Below are 21,097 nucleotides of genomic sequence, written 5' to 3' on the forward strand. Positions count from 1 at the left end.
ACCAGACGTGAGGGGAACTGACATGACCACAGCGACCGCTCTGGATGTCACGGCCCTGCGGGCGGATTTCCCGATCCTGTCCCGCACCGTCCGCGACGACAAGCCGCTCGTCTACCTCGATTCGGGCGCCACTTCGCAGCGTCCACTGCAGGTGCTCGATGCCGAGCGCGACTTCCTGCTGAACCACAACTCCGCGGTGCACCGCGGCGCGCACCAGTTGGCGGAGGAGGCGACCGACGCGTACGAGCATGCTCGCGCGGCGATCGCAGGCTTCGTCGGCGCCGCGGTCGACGAGATCGTGTTCACCAAGAACGCGACCGAATCCCTGAACCTGGTGGCGTACGCATTCGGCGACGATCGCAGCGGCGGGCTGTTCGGCGGCCGTCCACTCGGCGAGGGCGACACGATCGTCGTCACCGAGTTGGAGCATCACGCGAACCTGGTTCCGTGGCAGGAGCTGTGCAGGCGGACCGGAGCGACGCTGCGGTGGTACGGCATCACCGACGACGGCCGGATCGACCTCGATTCGCTGGAACTCGACGACACCGTCAAGGTGGTGGCGTTCACGCACCAGTCCAATGTGACCGGCGCCGTCGCCGACGTGCCGGAGCTGGTTCGCCGTGCACGGGCGGTCGGCGCGTACGTGGTGTTGGACGCCTGCCAGTCGGTGCCGCACATGGCCGTCGACTTCGCGGCCCTGGACGTCGATTTCGCGGCGTTCTCCGGGCACAAGATGCTGGGTCCGTCGGGGGTCGGCGTGCTGTACGGGCGGTCGTCGCTGCTGGCACAGTTGCCGCCGTTCCTGACCGGCGGGTCGATGATCGAGACCGTGACCATGGAGTTGTCGACGTACGCGCTGCCGCCGCAGCGGTTCGAGGCGGGAGTGCCGATGACCTCCCAGGTCGTCGGACTCGGCGCCGCCGTCGAGTACCTCGAGAAGATCGGTATGGACGCTGTCGCGGCGCACGAGCACGACCTCGTGGTGCGCGCACTGGACCGGTTGAGCGCGATCGAGGGCTTGCGGATCGTCGGACCGGCGACCGCGGACCGGCGCGGCGGGGCAGTGGCGTTCGACGTGGACGGCATCCATGCCCACGATCTCGGGCAGGTGCTCGACGACGAGGGCGTCGCGATTCGCGTCGGCCACCACTGCGCGTGGCCGCTGCACCGGCAGTTCGGTGTGCAGGCCAGCGCCCGCGCATCGTTCGCTGTGTACAACACCCTCGACGAGGTCGACGCACTGGCCGACGCCATCGGCGTCGCGCAGCGCTTCTTCGGAGCGCGCTGATGAAGGGAGTCTGCTGATGAGAATGGAGCAGATGTACCAGGAGGTGATCCTGGACCACTACAAGCATCCGCACGGGCGCGGTCTGCGAGAACCGTTCGGCGCAGAGGTCCACCATGTGAACCCGACGTGCGGTGACGAGGTCACTTTGCGCGTGGCGGTCGCCGACGGTGCGGTGTCCGACATCTCGTACGACGGCCAGGGGTGCTCGATCTCGCAGGCGTCCACGTCGGTGCTGTTCGACCAGGTGGTCGGCCTGCCGATCGACGAAGCCCTGACGGCGCTCGATGCGTTCAACCAGATGATGACTTCACGCGGCCAGGACGCGGGCGACGAGGATCTCATCGGCGACGGCATCGCCTTCGCGGGCGTCAGCAAGTACCCGGCGCGCGTCAAATGCGCTCTGCTGGGGTGGATGGCGTTCAAAGACGCCCTCGCGCAGACCGTCGCCGAGACCGAGCCCGCCCACACCTCCGTGTGACCCGACCCGTGTGACCCGTCCTTCCCGATCCCCGTTCCCGTTTAGGAGCAGTCCATGACCGAGACCCCCGCGAACCCCGCACCCGTCGACACCTCGCTGCCGACGATCGACGACATCGAAGAGGCGTTGCGCGACGTCGTGGATCCCGAACTCGGGATCAACGTGGTCGACCTCGGACTCATCTACGGCCTGGAGGTGAACAACGACGCCGGCGTCACGATCGACATGACGCTCACCTCGCCCGCCTGCCCGCTGCAGGATGTCATCGAGGACCAGGCGCGCAGCATGCTCGTGAACAGTGGTCTGTGCACCGACATGGAGATCAACTGGGTCTGGATTCCCGCCTGGGGTCCGGACAAGATCACCGACGACGGCCGCGAGCAGCTCCGCGCACTGGGCTTCACCGTCTAGCCGGGCGTGCTGGGGAGTCCGTCCGACGTTCGGACGGCCGGACCACTGCACCGGGTCCGGCTGAGCATGATCCGCGGATACCTCGTGGCCACGACCGCCGTGATCGCTGTGGCCATCGGGTGGGCGCGCAGTCCGATCAGCTCGGGCCGGGACTACGGCGCGGCGACCGGCGGGCTGCTGGCCGTCGCCCTCGGTGTCGCCGCTCTGCTCTGGCTGGCACGCCGGCCGCAGCGGTTGGTACCTGCCGCAGCCGCGGCCTGCGCCGCCATCGTCGCCGTGATGGCGTTTCATACGCGGCACTCGGCTGAGTTGTTGTGCTTGGTCACCGCCATGTTTCTAGCCATGGTGCTGCGCGCGACGGTGCCGCGTCGGACCGCAGACATCATGATCGTCGGCCTGGCCGCCGGGTGCACAGCGGCGTGGGCGCTCGCGCCTGCGCCGGGCTCGGCGTTCATGTACGTGCTGGCGGCGCTGGTGATTCCGCTGGCCGCGATGATCTTCGGGCGCTTGTCCGACGCGCTCGTCCTCGCCGCACACACCGATCCGTTGACCGGGGTGCTCAACCGCGCCGGGTGGGATGCAGCGATGACCACGGCGGCGCAGGCCTCGCGTCGGCGTTCCCCGACGGCGATCGCCCTGATCGATCTGGACGATCTCAAGATCACGAACGACACCGAAGGACATTTCGCGGGTGACCGGCGATTGGCGAACCTGGTCCAGTCGGTGCGTGCGGTCCTGCCGCCCCGGGCGGTATTCGCACGGATGGGCGGCGACGAGTTCGCGGTCTGCCTCACCGGTTCCGACGGGGACGCTCGCGCGGTGGCGACCCTCCAAGCTCTCGACGGCGCCACCGTGGGCGTGGCGTTCCTCGCCGACTTCACCGCCGACCTCCCGGCCGGCCAGGGCATCGATTCGACCACTGCCCGACTCGCCGCCACCTATGCGGCAGCCGACGTGGACTTGCGACACCGCAAGGCCGCACGGCAGGTGGGGCGCTCCGCGACGGGACTCACTGCGGAAGATGCGCGCGCTGCCCATCACGGTCGAAGATCGTGAGGATCTCGGTGGTCTCGCCGTGCGCGCAGAAGGCGTGGGGCGTCATCGTCGAGAACTCCGCGGCCTCACCCGCCGCCACGTACACGATTCGCTCGCCGAGCGTGAGCCGGATGCTGCCGGACAGCACGGTGAACCACTCGTGGCCGCTGTGCACGCGTGGCTCCGGCCACGCCGCGGGCGGCTCCAGTCGCATCTTAGCCACCACGGTGCCCGCGTCGGCGCGGTCGCGCGAGAGCAGCCAGGTGATGGTGTCGCCGGAGGAATGCCCTTCGGGGCGGATCACGACGTCCTCGTCGCCGATGGGCTCGACCAACTGATCGAGTGAGATGTCGAGCGCTCGGGCGATCGGCACCAGCTGATCGAGCGCGACGCGACGACCGCCCGTCTCGATACGGGACAGGGTCGACGCGCTCATGTCGCAGCGCCGGGCCAACGAGTCGAGCGTCCACCCGCGGGCCAATCGCAGACTGCGAATGCGCCCGCGGACCAGAGCGTCGAGGTCGGAGGAGCCGGGCGCCGCCGACCCGCCTTCTTTTTGCGTCACACGCAATAGTGTATGCCAGTTTGGCAGATCGTTGCTTACGCTCGAATCATGAGCAACTCAACCCAGAACTCTCCCTCCGACACCGCCCACTACGACGTCGCCGTTGTCGGCGGGGGAGCGGCCGGCCTGTCGGCCGCCGTGACCCTCGGACGATCACTCCGCTCCGTCGTCGTCATCGACTCCGCCCAGCAGCGCAACCTGCCCGCCGATTCCGCACACAACCTCCTCGGACGCGAGGGCATCGCGCCGTCCGACCTGGTCGCGGCCGGTCGGTCGGAGGCGGCGTCGTACGGCGCGGTCCTGCTCGACGACGAGGTGACCGACGCCCACCGCGCCGACGGCGGGTTCGCGCTGCAGCTGGCCTCGGGCGCCCGCGTCCAGGCGCGACGGATCCTGCTCGCCACCGGGCTCGTCGACGAACTGCCGGAGATCGAGGGGCTGGCACAGGGCTGGGGTTCGACGGTTCTGCACTGCCCGTACTGCCACGGTTGGGAGGTGCGCGGTCAGCGCATCGGTGTGATCGCGACCGGACCGATGGCAGAACATCAAGCACTCCTCTTCGGACGTCTCACTGACGCGGTCACCGTGTTCGATCACAGTGCGATCCTCGACGACGCAGCCCGCGCACGTCTGTACGCCATGGGCGTGGCCGTGGTGAGCGGCACGGTCGCGCAGGTCGACGTCGAGGGCGACCGCGTTCGCGCCGTCTTGGTCGACGACTCCCGATACGAGGTCGACGCGGTGGTGGTCGGCACCGCGATGCACGCGCGCGCCGACGTCTACCGGCTCCTGGGCGGGGAGGTCACACCGCATCCGATGGGGAGTTTCATCGACGCGGATCAGATGGGCCGCACCGCCGTCGACGGCGTGTGGGCGGCGGGCAACGTCCGCGATCTGTCCGCGATGGTCGGGATGTCGGCGGGCATGGGCGTGTTCGCCGGAGCCGGACTCAATGCGGACCTGGTGGCCGACGAGGTCGCCGCCGCAATGAGCGTCCGGTCCTGACCCTGCGAGGCACGGAATATCGGGTGCGGAGTTCCGGTTAGATACAGACATGGCAACAATTGATCTTTCCGGTACCGAGTTCGAGCAGACCATCGTCGACAACGAGATCGTCCTGGTCGACTTCTGGGCCAGCTGGTGCGGCCCCTGCCGCCAGTTCGCGCCGACCTTCAAATCCGCGTCGGAGAAGCACGACGACATCGTCTTCGCCAAGGTCGACACCGAGGCCGAGCAGGAACTGGCCGCCGCGGCCAGCATCCAGTCCATCCCGACCATCATGGCGTTCAAACAGGGGCGGCTGGTGTTCAACCAGGCCGGTGCGCTGCCGCCGCAGGCGCTCGACAGCCTGATCGACCAGTTGAAGGCGCTCGACGTGGAGCAGGCGCTCAAGGAGAGCGGCCAAGCGTGACCACTGTCCGCCACGACCGTCATTCGCTCGGCGGATGGCGGTCGTCGGCGTTTCGGCGATGCCTTTAGACTCATCGCCATGAATGGAAAGCGCGTCGTTCCCGCACTCGCCGCGGGGCTGTCCATCGTCCTGCTCGCCGCCTGCTCGGTCGACGGAACCCCGACGCGTGGTCCACTCGACCTCGATACCGGCAAGTACCAGACCAGTCTGGCGCAACCGGCGGGGACGGCGACGACCGATGCCGAGCTCGACAAGCTGCGCGCGGTGCGGCTCGGTGAATCGCTGGTGTACCACGACGACGTGGACCCGCAGCTCAACCGGACGTCGATGCCGACCTATCCGGTCACGCCGGCGTCCGGTCTGTCCGGCATCATCAGCGATGTGAACGACGAGCCGTTCATGAAGGCGCTGCGCTATGGCTTCTCCGTCGCCGCAGGCTCCAAGGACGACGACAACGACAAGGGCTACAACCACGCCGTCTTCGTCTTCACCGATGCCGCGGCCGCGAACACGGCCGCAGACGCACTCGCCGATGCGCTTCTGAAGTCCCGCGGCAGCGGCGAGCGGACCCGGACCCGGGTTCCGGGCGCGCCGACGCAGATGCGCGCGGTCAACGGCAAGACGTCGAAGGGTTTCGTGACGGCAGCCCTCACCCCGGTCGGGGACAAAGTGGTCTACACCTGGGCCGATTCATCCGACGCCGCGTGGACCGCCACGACGGTGCGGGTCTCGTACGAGAAGCAGAAGGCGCTGCTCGACGGGATGAAGCCGATCAGCGACGACCCCCGGATCGATCCGGACGGCATGCTGCGCGGTGTGCTGCCGGTGGAGTCGGGGTCGCGGCTGAGCAACATGGTCCTCGGCCCGCGCACGGTCGCGCTGCTGGCGAACAAGCCCACCGAGATGTACGACGCCGGGAAGAAGGCGGGCATCACCGCAGCTGTGGTCGGTGACGCGCTCGTTCTCAAGGCGGGCAGCGATCAGCAGGCCACCGAGTACCTCAAGACGCTGTCGGATCAGTCGGGCGATCCGACGGCGCGTAAGGCGGCGAGCCCGCAGGATCTCGCCTCCGCGACCTGTTACACCAGTAAATCGTCGTACGGGAGCGACAGCGCGGACTGCTACCTCGCGGTCGGCAAGTACGTGGTGCAGGCGTCCGACTCCGAGCTGCTCGCCGCACAGCAGATGGCGTCCGCCGAATACCTGCTGCTCAGCCAGCTCTGAGTCGGAACGCGGCGCGGGCCGAGGAGACCGCCACCGCGAACTGCAGCCGCGGCGGGCACCGTAAGAACACCGCCAGCATCGCGAGCACCGTTCCGCCCAGATCGTCGCGAACCGAGAGGTACGCGCGCTGGCGCGCGGCCGGCAGGCGGAAGAAGGCGTCGAAGAAGCGGACGGACTGCTCGGCGTCGAGCATCAGCAACACCGCGAGCCCGATCAGCTGCAGTCGATAGACCATCCGCGCCGTCCACGTCCACAGGCACCCGCGCAGCTCGTGGCCGTCGATGATCGCCTCGACCAGGCCGTCGACGGCACCGAGCGACTGCGCGACGCTGTAGCCGGTCGCCGGGTTCATCAGTCCGCCTGCCGCACCGAAGGCGAGTGCACCCCGGGTTTGCCAGGGTCGGTGCCCCGGATAGAGCGGGAAGTCGACGGTCTCCACCGGAGAGTCGACTGCCAGGCTGGGACTCCGCAGCTGCGCGCGGCGGCGCAATTCGGTGAGCGGAATCGGCGGACTGCCGGCCAGACACGTCTCCTCGACGAGAAGCCCGCGCGCGGTCGGCACCCGATAGCTGAACGACGCGGGCCGCAGCGCCGAGACGCCCGCCGCTCGCCAGTCCATCAGCACCGTCTCCGCGGGAGCATGGGCCGCTGGCGCATCGGCCGCGGCGACCGTCTCGGCGGCGAACGTCCCGTACGCCGTCTGCCGGGGCACCGATGCCGGTACGGCGGCGGTGCCGCGGGCATCGATCACGTGACGCGCCGACCGCACCGAACCGTCGGCCAGCGTCACCGATCCGGCGTCGACGCGCGTGCACGTGCTCGCGACCACGTCGTCGACGGTGAGCGAGCGGCGGAACTCCTCGGGATCGAGGACGACGTAGCCGCGGTCGACCACTCGCCGGTGCGGGGTGTACACGGTGACGGCGGCGCTGCGGGTGGCGACGGTCGCCGGGTCGAGCCAGGCGGGCACGTCATCGGCGTACAGGCCGTACGTCGCGTGCCATGCCCGTTCGGGGGCGGGATCGATCAGGGTGACGCGCAGCCCCGCGACGCCGGCACGATGGGCGAGCGCTCGGCCGGCCGGTCCGCCGCCGACCACGATCAGATCGACGGATGCGGTCACATGCCGCCCGTGGCGAGCAGACCGCCGTCGACCCGCAGCGTCTCGCCGGTGATCCAGCCCGCCCTATCGCTGACCAGGAAGGCGACCGCGCTCGCGATGTCCTCGGGCGAGCCGAGGCGCTTCATCGGATACGGCGCCGCCGCGGAGTCCTCACCGGAGGCGACGAGCAGCTCCGCGAACTTTGTCTTCACGATGCCCGGGGCGACGGCGTTCACCTGGATCGACGGTCCCAGCTGCCACGCCAGCTCCTGGGTCAGATGGATCAGGGCGGCCTTGGAGGCACCGTAGGCGGCGATGAGGCCGGTGGAGCGCAGTCCGGCGACCGAGGCGATGTTGACGACGGCACCGCCCGACTCCTTCATGCCTGCGCGATAGGCCTCCTGGACATAGCCCAGGGCGGCGACGACGTTGGTGTCGAAAGTCTTGCGCACCGCGCCCAGATCGGCGTCCATCAACGGCCCCGCCGTGGGGTTGATGCCGGTGTTGTTGATCAGGATGTCGATGCCACCGTTGGCGACCGTCGCCGCGATCGCCTCTGCACGATGCGCCTCGTCGCCGGTGTTGCCCGCCACCGCGGTGACGACGGCCCCCGGGACGGCGGCACGCAGATCGGTCGCCGCCTGCTCCAGCGGTTCGGGCTTGCGGCCGGTGATGACGACCGCGGCACCACGGCGGGCGAGTTCGGTCGCGATGGCGTGACCGATGCCGCGGCTGCCCCCGGTGACGAGAGCGGAACGGCCGGAGAGATCGGTGGACGATGCGTCAGTCATGGCTCAACCGTAGTCCGGCGCCTCATCGGGTGTGATGCGCGTCGTCCTCGCGTCGCTCGATTCGGGTTCGTCGCACTGGGATCGGTAGAGTTGACCGCCGTGATCACCGCGACCGACCTGGAAGTACGAGCGGGCGCGAGGACTCTTCTTTCGGCGCCCGGAGATGCACTGCGCGTGGCGCCCGGCGACCGGATCGGTCTCGTCGGCCGCAACGGCGCGGGCAAGACGACGACCCTGCGCATCCTGGCCGGGGAGACGCAGCCGTACGCGGGCAGTCTCCGCAGCTCCGGTCCCATCGGCTACCTGCCGCAGGATCCGAAGGAAGGCGACCTCGACATCCTCGCCAAGAACCGGGTGCTGTCCGCACGCGGCCTCGACGAGATCCTCGCCGCCATGGCACGGCAGCAGGAGTACATGGAGGCGGCGTTCGACGACAAGCGCCGCGACAAGGCCATCGCCAAGTACTCGCGCCTCGAGGAGCGGTTCGCCGCGCTCGGCGGCTACGTCGCGGAGGCCGACGCCGCACGGATCTGCAACAGCCTCGGTCTGCCCGACCGCGTCCTCGGCCAGCCGCTGCAGACGCTCTCGGGCGGTCAGCGTCGTCGAGTGGAGCTGGCCCGCATCCTGTTCGGTGCGTCGGACGGCTCCGGCAAGTCCGATATGACACTGCTGCTCGACGAGCCGACCAACCACCTGGACGCCGACTCGATCGGGTGGCTGCGCGGATTCCTGCAGAACCACGACGGCGGTCTCATCGTGATCAGTCACGACGTGGATCTGCTCGCCGACGTGGTGAACCGGGTGTGGTTCCTCGACGCCGTCCGCGGCGAGGCCGATGTCTACAACATGGGCTGGAAACGCTACTTGGACGCGCGCGCCACCGACGAACAGCGACGCAAGCGCGAACGTGCCAACGCGGAGAAGAAGGCGTCCGCGCTGCGTACTCAGGCGGCCAAACTGGGCGCCAAGGCGACCAAGGCGGCGGCAGCGCACCAGATGATCAAGCGCGCCGAGCGGATGATGGGCGAGCTCGACGAGATCCGCGTCGAGGACAAGACCGCGCACATCCGCTTCCCGGAGCCCGCCGCGTGCGGCAAGACGCCGCTGACGGCCAAGGAGTTGACCAAGGTCTACGGCTCACTGGAGATCTTCACCGGCGTCGACCTCGCGATCGACAAGGGATCGCGCGTCGTGGTCCTGGGGCTGAACGGTGCAGGCAAGACGACTCTTCTGCGACTCCTCGCCGGCACGGAGGAGCCCGACCTCGGCGAGGTGGTGCCCGGGTACGGACTCAAGCTCGGCTACTTCGCCCAGGAGCACGACACGATCGACGACGAGGCCTCGGTCTGGGAGAACATCCGGCACGCAGCGCCAGACGCCGGCGAGCAGGATCTACGCGGACTGCTCGGTGCGTTCATGTTCACCGGCCCGCAGTTGGAGCAGCCCGCGGGCACGTTGTCGGGCGGTGAGAAGACCCGCCTGGCACTCGCCGGGCTGGTGTCGTCGGCCGCGAACGTCCTGCTGCTGGACGAACCGACCAACAACTTGGACCCGATCTCCCGCGAGCAGGTGCTGGAAGCGCTCCGCAGTTACACCGGGGCCGTGGTGCTGGTGACGCACGACCCCGGCGCGGCGGAGGCACTGGATCCGCAGCGGGTGATCCTGCTGCCCGACGGGACCGAGGACCACTGGTCCGACGAGTACCGGGAGATCATCGAACTGGCCTGATCCTCACTCCGGCGCAGCGAACACGACGATGTTGTCGCGGTAGCCGAGCGGTGGTCCGACGAACGGGCCGCCGCAGGTGACCAGGGCGAGCGTCTCCGGACCGGTCAGGCGGTTCAGCTCGTCGAACGGCACCGCATCGGCACCCGTGCCCTGCTTGCGCGCATCGACCACGCGCGTCACCCGGTAGTCGTGCGTCCGACCGTCGGCGGTCTGCACCGCGACCGTGTCGCCGTTCGTCAACGTCGCGAAGCGCGCCGCGTACCCGACGCCCTGCTCCACGTTGTCGACGTGGCCTGCGACCACGATCGTGCCCGCACCGGAACCCGGTAGCGCCGAGTCGACCCACCAGCCCACCTGCGCGATGTCGGTCGGGGGAAGCAGCGTGCCCTGCGCGTCGGTGGCGACGGCCACGGTGGGCGCGGACTGCCCGTCGATCACCAGTGTCGTCGGCGTCGACGGATCGTGCGAGACCGCGCTGACCGGCGGCTGCAGCTCGCCCTGCGCGTGCGTCGACGTCGCGGGAGCGGGCTGGTCGGTGCCGCAGGCGGCGGTCGCGACGACGATCGCGATCGCGGCCAGCGCCCCGAGGAGCCGGCGGACGAACCGGCCCGACCGGCCCGACATCACGAGGTCCTACCCGTGGGGATCGACGTCAAGGGGACGCGGTTCCCGGGGTTGCGGACGATCACGACCGGTGCGTTCGGCAGGTCGTACAGCGTCAGCCTCAGGACCTCGGTCGGCACGAGCGTGACGGTGCGTTCGGTCGGATCCAGTCGGTACCCGGCCGGGGCCTCGATCTCCTTGAGGAGGTAGCACCCGTGTCGGATCCACTGGGTGCCGACGCCGTCTCGTCCGGTGACGATGATCGCGCCGACGGCGCCCTGACACGGCGCCAGGCGGTAGCGGGCGCCTGCGAGCGGCGCTCCGGTGATCCGGTCGCGTTTGGTGATCGAGATCGCACCGCGCAAGTCGGGTCTGCCGAGCTTCACGACGATGGCGGCCCGACCGCCCGCGGTCAGCTCGACCGACGACGGCTCCGCATTCGCCCAGTTGTAGCCCTCCGGAATGCCGGTGACCGTGGCGGTCACCGTGCCCGCGGGCATCGTCGTGGTCGACGGGGTCGTCACTGCCGTGTTCGTGTCGTCGACCCGTAAGGACACGGTGACGCCGTCGACCGGGGTCGCGGTCTTGCGATCGATCGCCGTGACGGTGACCTCACCGACCTGGACCGGCGGCTCGGTGCTGGTCGGCGGCGGCTCGGTGGTGGTCGTCGTCTCGGCAGGCGTCGAGGGACCGGTCTCGTCCGGCGGACTGGTCGTCGGCGTTCCAGTGTCCTGCGACGGCGTCGTGGTGCCGGGCGCAGGCCCCGGTGTCACGGTGGTGTCGACCTGCGTCGTGCTCGGCGGCGCCGGTTCGGCGACGGCAGGCGGCGCGCTCATCGCGACTGCCGCCGCCACCGCGACCAACAGTGCGGCGACGGCGAACAGGAGGCGAGTGACGTGCTTGCTCATGGTGGGCTCCTTCACGGATCGGCCCCGACATGAGGTATATCGTTCGTCGGGCCCGTCCGATTAGCCGAATTCGTCCACCGTCATTCACCTGAATGATCGCGCAGTGACCGCGCTGGTCAAGACCGCCCGAGAACCTGATCGCGCAGGGTGCGTTTGACCAGCTTGCCGGTCGGTGTCCGGGGGAGTTCGTCGATGAACCGGATCTCCTTCGGCGCCTTGAACGCCGCGAGGTCGTTGCGGGTGAACTCGATCAACTCCTGGGCCAGCGACTCGCTGGGCGCCACGCCCTCCATCAACTGGACGAAGCCGACGGGTCGTTCGCCGAGGTCGTCGTCCGGCAGACCGATCACGCCGACGTCGTACACGGCGGGATGGTTGATGATGACGTTCTCCGATTCCTGCGGGTAGATGTTGACGCCGCCGGAGATGATCGTGAACGCCTTGCGATCGGTGAGGTAGAGGTAGCCCTCCGCGTCGAGGTATCCGAGATCGCCGGTGGTGGTCCACCACTCGTGATCGGGGTGCTGCGCAGCCTTCGTCTTCGCTGGATCGTTGTGGTAGACGAAGGTCGGCTCGTCGCGCTCGAAGTAGATCGTGCCGACCTCGCCGACCGGCAGGTCGACGCCCGCGTCGTCGCAGATGTGCACCACGCCGAGGACGGCGCGCCCCACCGAGCCCGGATGCGCGAGGGCCTCCTCGGAGTTGATGACGGTGATGCCGACGCCCTCGGTCGCCGCGTAGTACTCGCTGATCACCGGGCCCCACCACTCGATCATCCGGCGTTTGATCTCGGCCGGACACGGGGCAGCGGCGTGGACCGCGACCTTCAGGCTGGAGACGTCGTAGGCGTTGCGGACGTCGTCGGGCAGCTTGAGCATGCGGACGAACATCGTCGGCACCCACTGGCTGTGGGTGACCGAGTACTCGTCGATGAGTCTCAGTGCTCCCTCGGCGTCGAAGCGATCCATCATGATCACGGTGCCGCCGAGTGCGTTCGTCATGGCGCAGTAGCGCAGGGGAGCGGCGTGATAGAGCGGCGCGGGCGAGAGATAGACCGTGTCCGGCCCGAACCCGTACACCACGCCGAAGACCCGCGACATCAAGTCCTTCTCTTCGTCGACCTGCACACCGGGCAGGTCCGGCTTGATCCCCTTGGGTCGTCCCGTCGTCCCGGACGAGTACAGCATGTCGGCGCCGCGGGGCTGGGACGCCAACGGGGCGGGCGACGCCGCCTCCCGTGTCGTCTCGAAATCACCGAAGCCGTCGACGACTCCGCCCCACGCGAGTCGACTCTCCGGTGCGGCCAACGCCGGGATCTCGTGTGCGCGGGACACCGCGTCGGCCACGGCGGCGGCCGCGAACACGACCTTGGCCGCAGTCGTCGAGGATGTAATTGACCTCGCCGGGAGTCAGGTGGTGGTTCACCGCCGTCACGTACATGCCGCTGCGGACGGCCGCCCAGTAGACGTCGAAGATGCGCAGGTCGTTGTCCGAGACGATCGCGATCGTGTCGCCTTCACCGACTCCCAAGCCGCGCAGGTGGTTCGCGATCCGGGTGGAGCGGTCCATCAACTCGGCGTACGTCACCTGCTCCCCGGTCGCCGGGCGAATGACGGCCGGCTTGTCGGGCGTGGTCGCTGCAAAGGTTCCTGGGTACACGGGGCGCGCTCCTCGGGTGTGTCGGACGTCTCTCAGCGACGGTAACCGACCAAGCGCTCATTCGGTGTCTGAATCGAGCGGTGACTCAGTGTCGCGGTGGTGACGACGCCGACCTCAGGCGCCCTCGGCGCGGAACGAGACCGCCTGCAGCAGAATGGGACCGATATCCTGGGGATCACGGGCGATGAACGACTTGCCGCCCGTCGCGTCGGCGATTCTCTTCAGCGCCGCCGCGTCGGCGTCCTCGGAGATGCCGACGGCGATGACGGGGATCCGGCGGGCCGGGTTCTTCATGATGTTCAATTCGGACACCAGCTGTGCCAGCGTGATGGTGTCGCGGTCCTCGTTGCGTCCGTCGGTCATGATGATGACGCTGTTCGAGTACGCCGGATCGTAGGAGTCGTAGACGCTGCGAAACGCCGCCAGCACCGTGTCGTAGAGGCCGGTGCCGCCCGCGAGATCGCTCAGCGTGTCGTCGACCGCCTTACCGAGCAACGCTCGCTGCGTGCTGCCGTCGACCTTCTCCGCCAGCGGACGGATCGGCAGGATCTCGCGGTAGTCCTTGCCGTCGCCGCCGCGGTTGATGCTGAACGCCCAGTACCCGAGTGCCGTGTTCTTCGGGAACTGCTTCAAGCCGAACAGCGACGCTTCGCGGAGCAGTTCGGCCCGGCTGCGGCCGCCCGCGTCCTTGGTCATCGATCCGGAGACGTCCTGAACGACGAGCGAGCGGATCGGTTTGGTCAACGCCGACCACTTGCGCAGGATGTTGTCGACCAGCTCGCGGTTCGGCTGCTGCAGGGCGGCGACGTCGCCGACGCCTTCGCCACCGGCGAGCGGGGAGCCGTCCGGCGGACGAATCCCCTCCTCGTCGCGGATGGCGCGACCGTCCTCCGTCTGCAGGACGTCGACGATCGCCCGGATGGCTTCGGCGGCCAGTCCCTGATCCGCAGACTGCGAGACGTCGGCGATCCGGTAGTCCAGGTTCACCGTGCCCGACTCGGGGACCTTCGCCTCGATGACGTCGTCCGAATGGCTGCGGGCGTACTTCACCACCTCGCGCTCGGTGGTGAGGGCGGCGGCCGGGTCGGCGCCGTCGGCGATCTTCGCGAGATCCGACGTGCCCTCGTTGTTGTTCATCAGCAGCGCGCGTTTGGTCAGATCCTCGATCAGCGTGCCGTGCGTGAGCGAACCCGACGACACCGCGGCGAGCGACCCGACCACCGCGGCGTTGCTGACGTCGCTCTGAGCGGGCGGATCGACATGCACCTTCGGATCGGTCATGAGGTCGGTCCACGAGAGTCGAGCGGGATGGGTGCGGCCCGCGACGACGACCGGCGACACGCCGAGCGACGGCCCGATGTCCGACCACGATCGACCCAGCGCGGTGCGGACCTGACGGATCCGCGACTGGGACTCGGCGACCCAGATCTGTGGTGCGTCGCGTCCGGTCAGACGCTCCCCGGTGTGGCTGGGCGCCACGGCCTCGACGGTGAAGTCCAGGCAGCTCTCGCCCTCCGCGCGTTCGGTCAGCCGTTCGACGAAGTCCTTGACCCCGGTATCGGCGATCACCGAGACCGCACGCACGTCGTCGCACTTGTCGCTGTTCTTCTGCCAGACGAGATATCCGCCGCCGGCGAGCAGGGCGACGAGCGCCACCGAGAGTCCGACTCGGAGTCCGGTGCTGGACACGGTGGTAGTGCGGTGATCGCCCATGCGTGTGAATGTCTCCTTATGCGGGGTTCTCGTCTATGCGACAAAAAGGGTAGACGATCAGATGACACAGCACACACGCAGGGCATGAATATGCTGTTACGCGCATAAACCGGCCCGAGGCCGCCGTCAGTCGGCGACGGCCCCGGGCCGGTGGCGGCGTCGACGACGCCGGGTTCGCTCGGTGTGCGTCAGCGGTAGTGTTCGCCCGCAGGCACCCGCACCGACGCCTCCACCAGGTCGAGGACGGCGTGCAGGTCGTCCGTCGACTGGCCGGAGGCCAATCGGGTGACGATGCCGTCCAGGATCACGTCGAGATAGGTCACCAGAACCTCTGGTTCGACGTCCTTGCGGAGACTGCCCGCGCGCCGCTTGCGTTCCAGGCGTGCGAGCGTCGCCGCCTCACGATCGGCGCCCTGCGCCTCCCAGGCCTCCCGAAAGCCGGGATCGGAACGGATCTTCCGCACGATCTCCAGTCGGGTGCTCAACCAGTCGAAGTCCTTCGGACGAGCGAGGATGTCCCGCATCACCTGGACCAGACCTTCTTGCGCTGCAACCTCCGCCATCCGGTCCGCGTCCTCTCGCGCCAACGCCAAGAACAGAGCTTCCTTGTCCTTGAAGTGGTGAAAGATCGCGCCCCGCGATAGCCCGGTCGCCTCTTCCAAGCGTTTGACCGTTGCTCCGTCGTAGCCGTGCTCCGAGAAGCAATGCCGCGCGCCGTCGAGGATCTCTCGACGACGCGCGGCAAGACGGTCATCGCTGACCCGTGGCATGAAGGTCAGCTCTTGATCATGTTCCGGAGCACGTACTGCAGGATGCCGCCGTTGCGGTAGTAATCAGCCTCTCCGGGGGTGTCGATGCGCACGACGCCGTCGAAGACGACCTTCTCGCCGTTCTCCTTCGTGGCGGTCACCTTCAGCGTGGACGGGGTGGTGCCGTCGTTCAGCTCGGTGATGCCCTCGACGTCGAACACCTCGGTTCCGTCCAGACCCAGGGTCTTGGCGTTCTCGCCCTCCGGGAACTGCAGCGGGACCACGCCCATGCCGATGAGGTTGGAGCGGTGGATGCGCTCGAAGGACTCGGCGATGACGACCTTGACGCCCAGCAGCACGGTGCCCTTGGCGGCCCAGTCACGCGACGAGCCGGAGCCGTACTCCTTGCCGCCCAGCACCACCAGCGGGATGCCCGCGGCCTTGTAGTTGACCGACGCGTCGTAGATGAACGACTGCGGGCCGCCCTCCTGGGTGAAGTCACGGGTGTAGCCGCCCGAGACACCGTCGAGCAGCTGGTTCTGCAGACGGATGTTCGCGAACGTGCCGCGGATCATCACCTCGTGGTTGCCGCGACGGCTGCCCAGCGAGTTGTAGTCCTTGCGGGCCACACCGTTGGCGTCGAGGTACTGCGCGGCGGGGGTGCCGGGCTTGATCGGACCGGCCGGGCTGATGTGGTCGGTGGTGACCGAGTCGCCCAGCAGCGCCAGGACGCGCGCTCCCTTGATGTCCTCGACCGGCTGCGTCTCGAGGGTCATGCCGTCGAAGTACGGAGCCTTGCGGACGTAGGTGGACTTGTCGTCCCACGCGAACGTGTCGCCGTCCGGCGTGTTCAGACCCTGCCAGCGCTCGTCACCGGCGAACACGTCGGCGTAGGACTTGCGGAACATGTCCTGGCTGATCGCGGTCTTGATGGTGTCGTCGATCTCCTGCGCCGACGGCCAGACGTCCTTCAGGAAGACGTCGTTGCCGTCGGTGTCCTGACCCAGGGCCTGGGTCTCGAAGTCGAAGTCCATCGTGCCGGCGAGGGCGTACGCGATGACCAGCGGCGGCGACGCCAGGTAGTTCATCTTCACGTCGGGGGAGATGCGTCCCTCGAAGTTGCGGTTGCCCGACAGGACCGCGGTGACCGACAGGTCGTTGTCGTTGACGGCCTTGCTGATCTCGTCCGGAAGCGGGCCGGTGTTGCCGATACAGGTGGTGCAGCCGTAGCCACCGAGGTAGAAGCCCAGCTTCTCCAGGTACGGCCACAGGCCGGCCTTCTCGTAGTAGTCGGTGACGACCTGCGAGCCCGGCGCCATGTTGGTCTTGACCCATGGCTTCGAGGTCAGGCCCTTCTCGACCGCGTTGCGGGCGAGGAGACCTGCGCCGATCATGACCGACGGGTTGGAGGTGTTGGTGCACGAGGTGATGCCCGCGACGGCCACGGCGCCGTGGTCGAGGATGAACTCGCCACGCTCCGGGTCGGTGACCTTCACCGGCTTGCTGGGACGACCTTCGGCGCCCAGCGCGGCCGACTGCACGTTGACCGCGCCGTCGTCCGCGAACGAGAGGGTCGCCGAGTCGGCGACGGCTCCGGCGTCAGCGGTCGCGGCAGCCGGATGCTGCTCCTCGACGTAGTTGTGGATGTCCTTGCGGAACGCGACCTTCGACTCCGACAGCAGAATGCGGTCCTGCGGACGCTTCGGGCCGGCGATCGAGGGGACCACGGTGCCGAGGTCGAGCTCCATGTACTCCGAGTACACCGGCTCGTTCTCCGGGTCGTGCCACATGCCCTGTTCCTTGGCGTACGCCTCGACCAGAGCCAGCTGGTCGTCGTCGCGGCCGGTCAGGCGCAGGTAGTTGATGGTCTCCTCGTCGATCGGGAAGATCGCACAGGTGGAGCCGAACTCCGGGCTCATGTTGCCCAGGGTGGCGCGGTTGGCCAGCGGAACCTCGGCGACGCCCTTGCCGTAGAACTCGACGAACTTGCCGACCACACCGTGCTGACGCAGCATGTCGGTGACGGTGAGCACCACGTCGGTGGCGGTGACGCCCGGCTTGATCTCGCCGGTCAGCTTGAAGCCGACGACGCGCGGGATCAGCATCGAGACCGGCTGACCCAGCATCGCGGCCTCGGCCTCGATGCCGCCGACGCCCCATCCGAGGACGCCGAGACCGTTCTCCATGGTGGTGTGCGAGTCGGTGCCGACGCAGGTGTCCGGGTAGGCCTTGCCGTCACGGACCATGATGCTGCGGGCCAGGTACTCGATGTTGACCTGGTGGACGATGCCGGTGCCCGGGGGGACCACCTTGAAGTCGTCGAAGGCGCCCTGGCCCCAGCGCAGGAACTGGTAGCGCTCACCGTTCCGCTGGTACTCCAACTCCACGTTGCGCTCGAAGGCGTCGGCGCGGCCGAAGACGTCGAGGATGACCGAGTGGTCGATGACCATCTCGGCAGGGGAGAGCGGGTTGACCTTGTTCGGGTCGCCGCCGAGTGCGGTGATGGCCTCGCGCATGGTGGCGAGGTCGACCACGCAGGGCACACCGGTGAAGTCCTGCATCAGCACGCGCGCCGGCGTGAACTGGATCTCGACACTCGGCTCGGCGTCGGCGTCCCAGTTCGCCAGGGCGTTGATGTGCTCGGTGGTGATGTTGGCGCCGTCCTCGGTGCGCAGCAGGTTCTCGGCGAGAACCTTCAGCGCGTAGGGCAGCTTCTCGGTTCCGGGTACCGCCTTCAGTCGGTAGATCTCGTAAGAGTTCTCACCGACCTCCAGGGTGCCGCGGGAGTCAAAGGAATTGATGCTCACGTGTGCTCCACTCGTTTCGTGCAGTTTCCGACGACGGGCTGCGCCGTCGGGAGTTCAGTCATAAGCGTCGCAGCCTGCGGCGGGCTGCGGCCGCATTGCTACGTCACCCATCATAGCAGTACGGGCGTACTGGTTGGGTGAATGGCTCGTGTCGACACGCCGAATTCACCTCGACCGACGTCAGCGGGCCTGCGCGACGGTCGCTGCCGTATCCTTGGCCGCGACGTCCGACCGATCGCTCGAGGGAGCTTCCACTGATGAATCCGGGTCCATCCGAGTTTGTGCTCGCCGCACCGCCCGGTGCGCAGGCGCCAGCCGACGTGTGGTCGAACCTCGACATGGCGGCCATCACAGCGTCGTTGAACGACACCGGTGTGTGGGCTCCCGCCGATCAGGCGGCCGGATTGAAGGCGCTGGTGGCCGACGCCGCAGCCGACGGCCACGACCTCCATCTGGTGGTGCTGGACCAGACGTACCCGAAGTTCACCGCCTACCGCGACATCGCCACCGAGCTCCAGTCTCAGGTGGGCGGCACCGTCCTGGTCTTCGGCCCCAGCGGCAGCGGCACCGCCTCGAGCGAGTTCAGCCGCGTGGATCTGGAGGACGCGTCGACGTCGGTGACGAAAGGGTCGGACGCGACGAGCGCGGCCACGCAGATGTATCACAGCGTGACCGACCCGAACGTCAATTGGAACGGTGTCACGATCGGACTGATCCTCGTGGTGATCATCGGGGCCGTGATCGCTCGATTGATGACGAAACGACGCCGTCGCGCCGAGGCCGCCGACGCCGAGCGCACCGACGACGCCGCATCGATCGAGGTCGAGAAGGACGCGTCCGCCGACGCTCGCTGACCTGATCCGCACCCCCGAGACCGATGCCCCTCACCGGGGCGTCGGTCTCCGTCATTTCTGACATCTGGTACACCGGCAGCGCACAATCCCTGTGTTACTGAACTGTAACGGGATTCTAAGGTTTCCGCTTTTGTGCAGATAGCAACGTTTCCGCAGGTAATCACGTGTTTGTAATTCATATCCCGGTGGTGCCGCAGGCGACTGCTGTGACGTACGGTGCAGGAGACACTTATGGTGCTTGGGGGATGAATGTTGTGAGGGAGTACTCGAGTTGAAGGCAGGACAGAACGCCACTCGGCGGGCCGCGCGCGGAACCACCGTCGGTGCCGTCATGCTCGTCAGCGTCCTCGGCACGGGTCCGGCGTTCGCCGAACCGACCACCGCGAACCCGGTCGCATCACTGATCAATCAGATCGCCGACGTCGACCAGAATCTGAGTGATCTCGCGGACGCCGTCGCCGTCAAACGCGAGAACGTCAACCGCACCCTCGTCGACTTCCAGAACGCGGTGGCCGCCCAGCAGGTCGCGGCGGCCGCCAACCGCAGCGCCAAGACGTCGCTGACCACCATCAGCGGGAAGGTCGAGGCCGCGCAGAAGGAGTTCGACGCCTTCGTCCGCACCGTCTATCGCGAAGGCAACAACCGCGGCGCGATGACGAAGTACGTCGCCTCCGACGACCCGGAGAAGATCCTCGACCAGATGACCGCGGTGGATCGCGTCACCCGGCAGCAGCAGACCGTCATCCGCAAACTCCAGGTCGCCCGTAACCAGCAGGCCAATCGGGTGGCGGCGACCGAGGCCACGAAGGTGCAGACCGCGACGGCCGCTCAGAACGCTGCCGCACGTCGCGACGACGCCGTGCAGGCCGTCCGCGTCGCCCAGGCCGCGATCCGCGATCAGCAGACCAAACGCGGCGATCTGATGTCCGAACGCACCGCGCTGGCCGACAAACTCGCCAAGCTCCGCAAGTCCGTGCCGAGGAAGAACACCGGTGCACCGGCGCCGGGCAGTCCGGTGGACCAGATCGACAAGGTCCTGAAGAACATCCCCGCCAAGCCCGTTGCCGGCGACGACGCCGTCGCGCAGGCGGCCGCCGCCGCAGCCAAACTGGCGGCGGACACCGGTCAGGCCCTCCTGGCGAGCCTCATCGGACAGCAGCAGATCCCGCACTCCAAACTCCTGGACGAACTCGGCATCGGCGGCTCGAGCCCGCTGGAGTCCGGTCCCGACGGCACCACCACCCGCCTCGGCAACGGCTCGCTCGGCAACCTGCTCGGCGGCGCGCCCGGAACGTACGGCGGCGTCGTCCGCCCGGGCCTGCGCGGCCCCGAGGCCATCGAAGTCGTGGTCAACCGGATGAAGTCGCAATTGGGCGTCACATACTCGTGGGGCGGCGGCGACGCCAACGGACCCACCCTCGGCATCCGCGACGGCGGCGTCGCCGACAGCTACGGCGACTACCAGAAGGTCGGCTTCGACTGCTCCGGACTCATGGTCTACGGATTCGCCGGCGTCGGCATCGACCTGCCGAAATACTCCGGCTATCAGTACACGGCCGGTCCGCAGGTACCGCTGTCGGAGATGCGACGGGGCGACATGATCTTCTACGGGCCCAACGCCAGTCAGCATGTCGCGTTGATCCTGGGCGACGGCACCATGATCGAAGCCCCCCAGTCCGGCGACGTGGTCAAGATCTCGCCGGTCCGGACCGCGGGAGCCATGCCGAACGTCGTGCGCCTCCTCTGACCGCCGCCGAGTCCCGCTACTGTG

The 21,097-nt window shown here is 68.2% G+C and carries 18 protein-coding genes and 1 pseudogene; 10 read left to right on the forward strand and 9 right to left on the reverse strand.

From position 1 onward, the window contains the following. The first annotated feature begins 22 nt into the window (after nt 1-22). The 4 genes from GH2_RS18990 (at nt 23) to GH2_RS19005 (ending at nt 3,233) form a co-directional block, all read left to right on the forward strand. Nucleotides 23-1,288 carry a cysteine desulfurase gene (locus GH2_RS18990; RefSeq protein ID WP_066171842.1) on the forward strand — a complete coding sequence of 422 codons (1,266 nt, stop codon included), beginning with the start codon at nt 23-25 and terminating at the stop codon, nt 1,286-1,288. Nucleotides 1,289-1,304: 16 nt separating this feature from the next. After that, nucleotides 1,305-1,766, forward strand: coding sequence for a Fe-S cluster assembly sulfur transfer protein SufU (gene sufU, locus GH2_RS18995; RefSeq protein WP_066171844.1), 462 nt, complete (start codon nt 1,305-1,307; stop codon nt 1,764-1,766). 54 nt (nt 1,767-1,820) lie between these two features. Further along, nucleotides 1,821-2,177: a metal-sulfur cluster assembly factor gene (locus GH2_RS19000; RefSeq protein WP_066171846.1), complete on the forward strand. Its 357-nt coding sequence runs from the start codon at nt 1,821-1,823 to the stop codon at nt 2,175-2,177. An 84-nt stretch (nt 2,178-2,261) separates the two neighbouring features. Beyond that, a complete protein-coding gene (locus GH2_RS19005) occupies nt 2,262-3,233 on the forward strand; it encodes a GGDEF domain-containing protein (RefSeq protein ID WP_169802482.1) in 972 nt (323 codons plus the stop codon). Here GH2_RS19005 and GH2_RS19010 read toward each other — a convergent pair. Then, nucleotides 3,187-3,777, reverse strand: coding sequence for a helix-turn-helix domain-containing protein (locus GH2_RS19010; RefSeq protein ID WP_066171851.1), 591 nt, complete (start codon nt 3,775-3,777; stop codon nt 3,187-3,189). The genes GH2_RS19005 and GH2_RS19010 overlap by 47 nt on opposite strands. Nucleotides 3,778-3,825: 48 nt before the next feature. Between GH2_RS19010 and GH2_RS19015 the strand changes: the two genes are divergently transcribed. From GH2_RS19015 to GH2_RS19025, 3 genes are all read left to right on the forward strand, one after another. Continuing rightward, nucleotides 3,826-4,782 carry an NAD(P)/FAD-dependent oxidoreductase gene (locus GH2_RS19015; RefSeq protein WP_066171853.1) on the forward strand — a complete coding sequence of 319 codons (957 nt, stop codon included), beginning with the start codon at nt 3,826-3,828 and terminating at the stop codon, nt 4,780-4,782. Between the two features lie 49 nt (nt 4,783-4,831). Further along, nucleotides 4,832-5,188, forward strand: coding sequence for a thioredoxin (gene trxA, locus GH2_RS19020; protein WP_066171855.1), 357 nt, complete (start codon nt 4,832-4,834; stop codon nt 5,186-5,188). A gap of 78 nt (nt 5,189-5,266) precedes the next feature. Beyond that, the gene (locus GH2_RS19025; protein WP_066171857.1) at nt 5,267-6,412 is read left to right on the forward strand and encodes a DUF7373 family lipoprotein; all 1,146 of its coding nucleotides are present in this window, start codon (nt 5,267-5,269) and stop codon (nt 6,410-6,412) included. On the opposite strand, the gene GH2_RS19030 is transcribed toward GH2_RS19025, so the two are convergent. Continuing rightward, complete coding sequence (locus GH2_RS19030) at nt 6,399-7,535, reverse strand: lycopene cyclase family protein (RefSeq protein ID WP_066171859.1); 1,137 nt, start codon at nt 7,533-7,535, stop codon at nt 6,399-6,401. The two genes, GH2_RS19025 and GH2_RS19030, sit on opposite strands and share 14 nt — an antisense overlap. Next, on the reverse strand, nt 7,532-8,305 hold the full coding sequence (locus GH2_RS19035; protein WP_066171861.1) for an SDR family oxidoreductase: 774 nt from the start codon (nt 8,303-8,305) through the stop codon (nt 7,532-7,534). Before GH2_RS19035 ends, GH2_RS19030 begins: the two co-directional genes overlap by 4 nt. A 99-nt stretch (nt 8,306-8,404) precedes the next feature. Between GH2_RS19035 and GH2_RS19040 the strand changes: the two genes are divergently transcribed. Continuing rightward, complete coding sequence (locus GH2_RS19040) at nt 8,405-10,033, forward strand: ABC-F family ATP-binding cassette domain-containing protein (RefSeq protein WP_066171925.1); 1,629 nt, start codon at nt 8,405-8,407, stop codon at nt 10,031-10,033. A 3-nt stretch (nt 10,034-10,036) separates the two neighbouring features. On the opposite strand, the gene GH2_RS19045 is transcribed toward GH2_RS19040, so the two are convergent. The 6 genes and pseudogenes from GH2_RS19045 to acnA all read right to left on the reverse strand — a co-directional run bounded on the left by GH2_RS19045 (nt 10,037) and on the right by acnA (nt 18,472). Then, nucleotides 10,037-10,657, reverse strand: a complete 621-nt coding sequence (locus GH2_RS19045; RefSeq protein ID WP_066171863.1) for a class F sortase — start codon at nt 10,655-10,657, stop codon at nt 10,037-10,039. Then, complete coding sequence (locus GH2_RS19050) at nt 10,657-11,544, reverse strand: MSCRAMM family protein (RefSeq protein ID WP_157086155.1); 888 nt, start codon at nt 11,542-11,544, stop codon at nt 10,657-10,659. Before GH2_RS19050 ends, GH2_RS19045 begins: the two co-directional genes overlap by 1 nt. Nucleotides 11,545-11,660: 116 nt before the next feature. Further along, a pseudogene (locus tag GH2_RS19055) lies at nt 11,661-13,203 on the reverse strand (acyl-CoA synthetase). Nucleotides 13,204-13,317: 114 nt separating this feature from the next. Beyond that, a complete protein-coding gene (locus GH2_RS19060) occupies nt 13,318-14,916 on the reverse strand; it encodes a substrate-binding domain-containing protein (RefSeq protein WP_066171866.1) in 1,599 nt (532 codons plus the stop codon). Nucleotides 14,917-15,104: 188 nt separating this feature from the next. Further along, entirely contained in the window at nt 15,105-15,686 is a 582-nt protein-coding gene (locus GH2_RS19065; protein WP_066171868.1) for a TetR/AcrR family transcriptional regulator, read from the reverse strand. Nucleotides 15,687-15,691: 5 nt separating this feature from the next. Then, nucleotides 15,692-18,472 (reverse strand): aconitate hydratase AcnA, encoded by a 2,781-nt coding sequence (gene acnA / locus GH2_RS19070; protein ID WP_066171872.1) that lies wholly within the window; start codon nt 18,470-18,472, stop codon nt 15,692-15,694. A 257-nt stretch (nt 18,473-18,729) separates the two neighbouring features. On the opposite strand from acnA, the gene GH2_RS19075 reads away from it, so the two are divergent. Beyond that, a complete protein-coding gene (locus GH2_RS19075; protein WP_066171874.1) occupies nt 18,730-19,326 on the forward strand; it encodes an Rv1476 family membrane protein in 597 nt (198 codons plus the stop codon). A 331-nt stretch (nt 19,327-19,657) separates the two neighbouring features. After that, a complete protein-coding gene (locus GH2_RS19080; RefSeq protein ID WP_084247636.1) occupies nt 19,658-21,073 on the forward strand; it encodes a C40 family peptidase in 1,416 nt (471 codons plus the stop codon). The last annotated feature ends 24 nt before the right edge of the window (nt 21,074-21,097 follow it).

The organism is Gordonia hydrophobica NBRC 16057, assembly GCF_001592365.1.
GTDB lineage: Bacteria > Actinomycetota > Actinomycetes > Mycobacteriales > Mycobacteriaceae > Gordonia > Gordonia hydrophobica.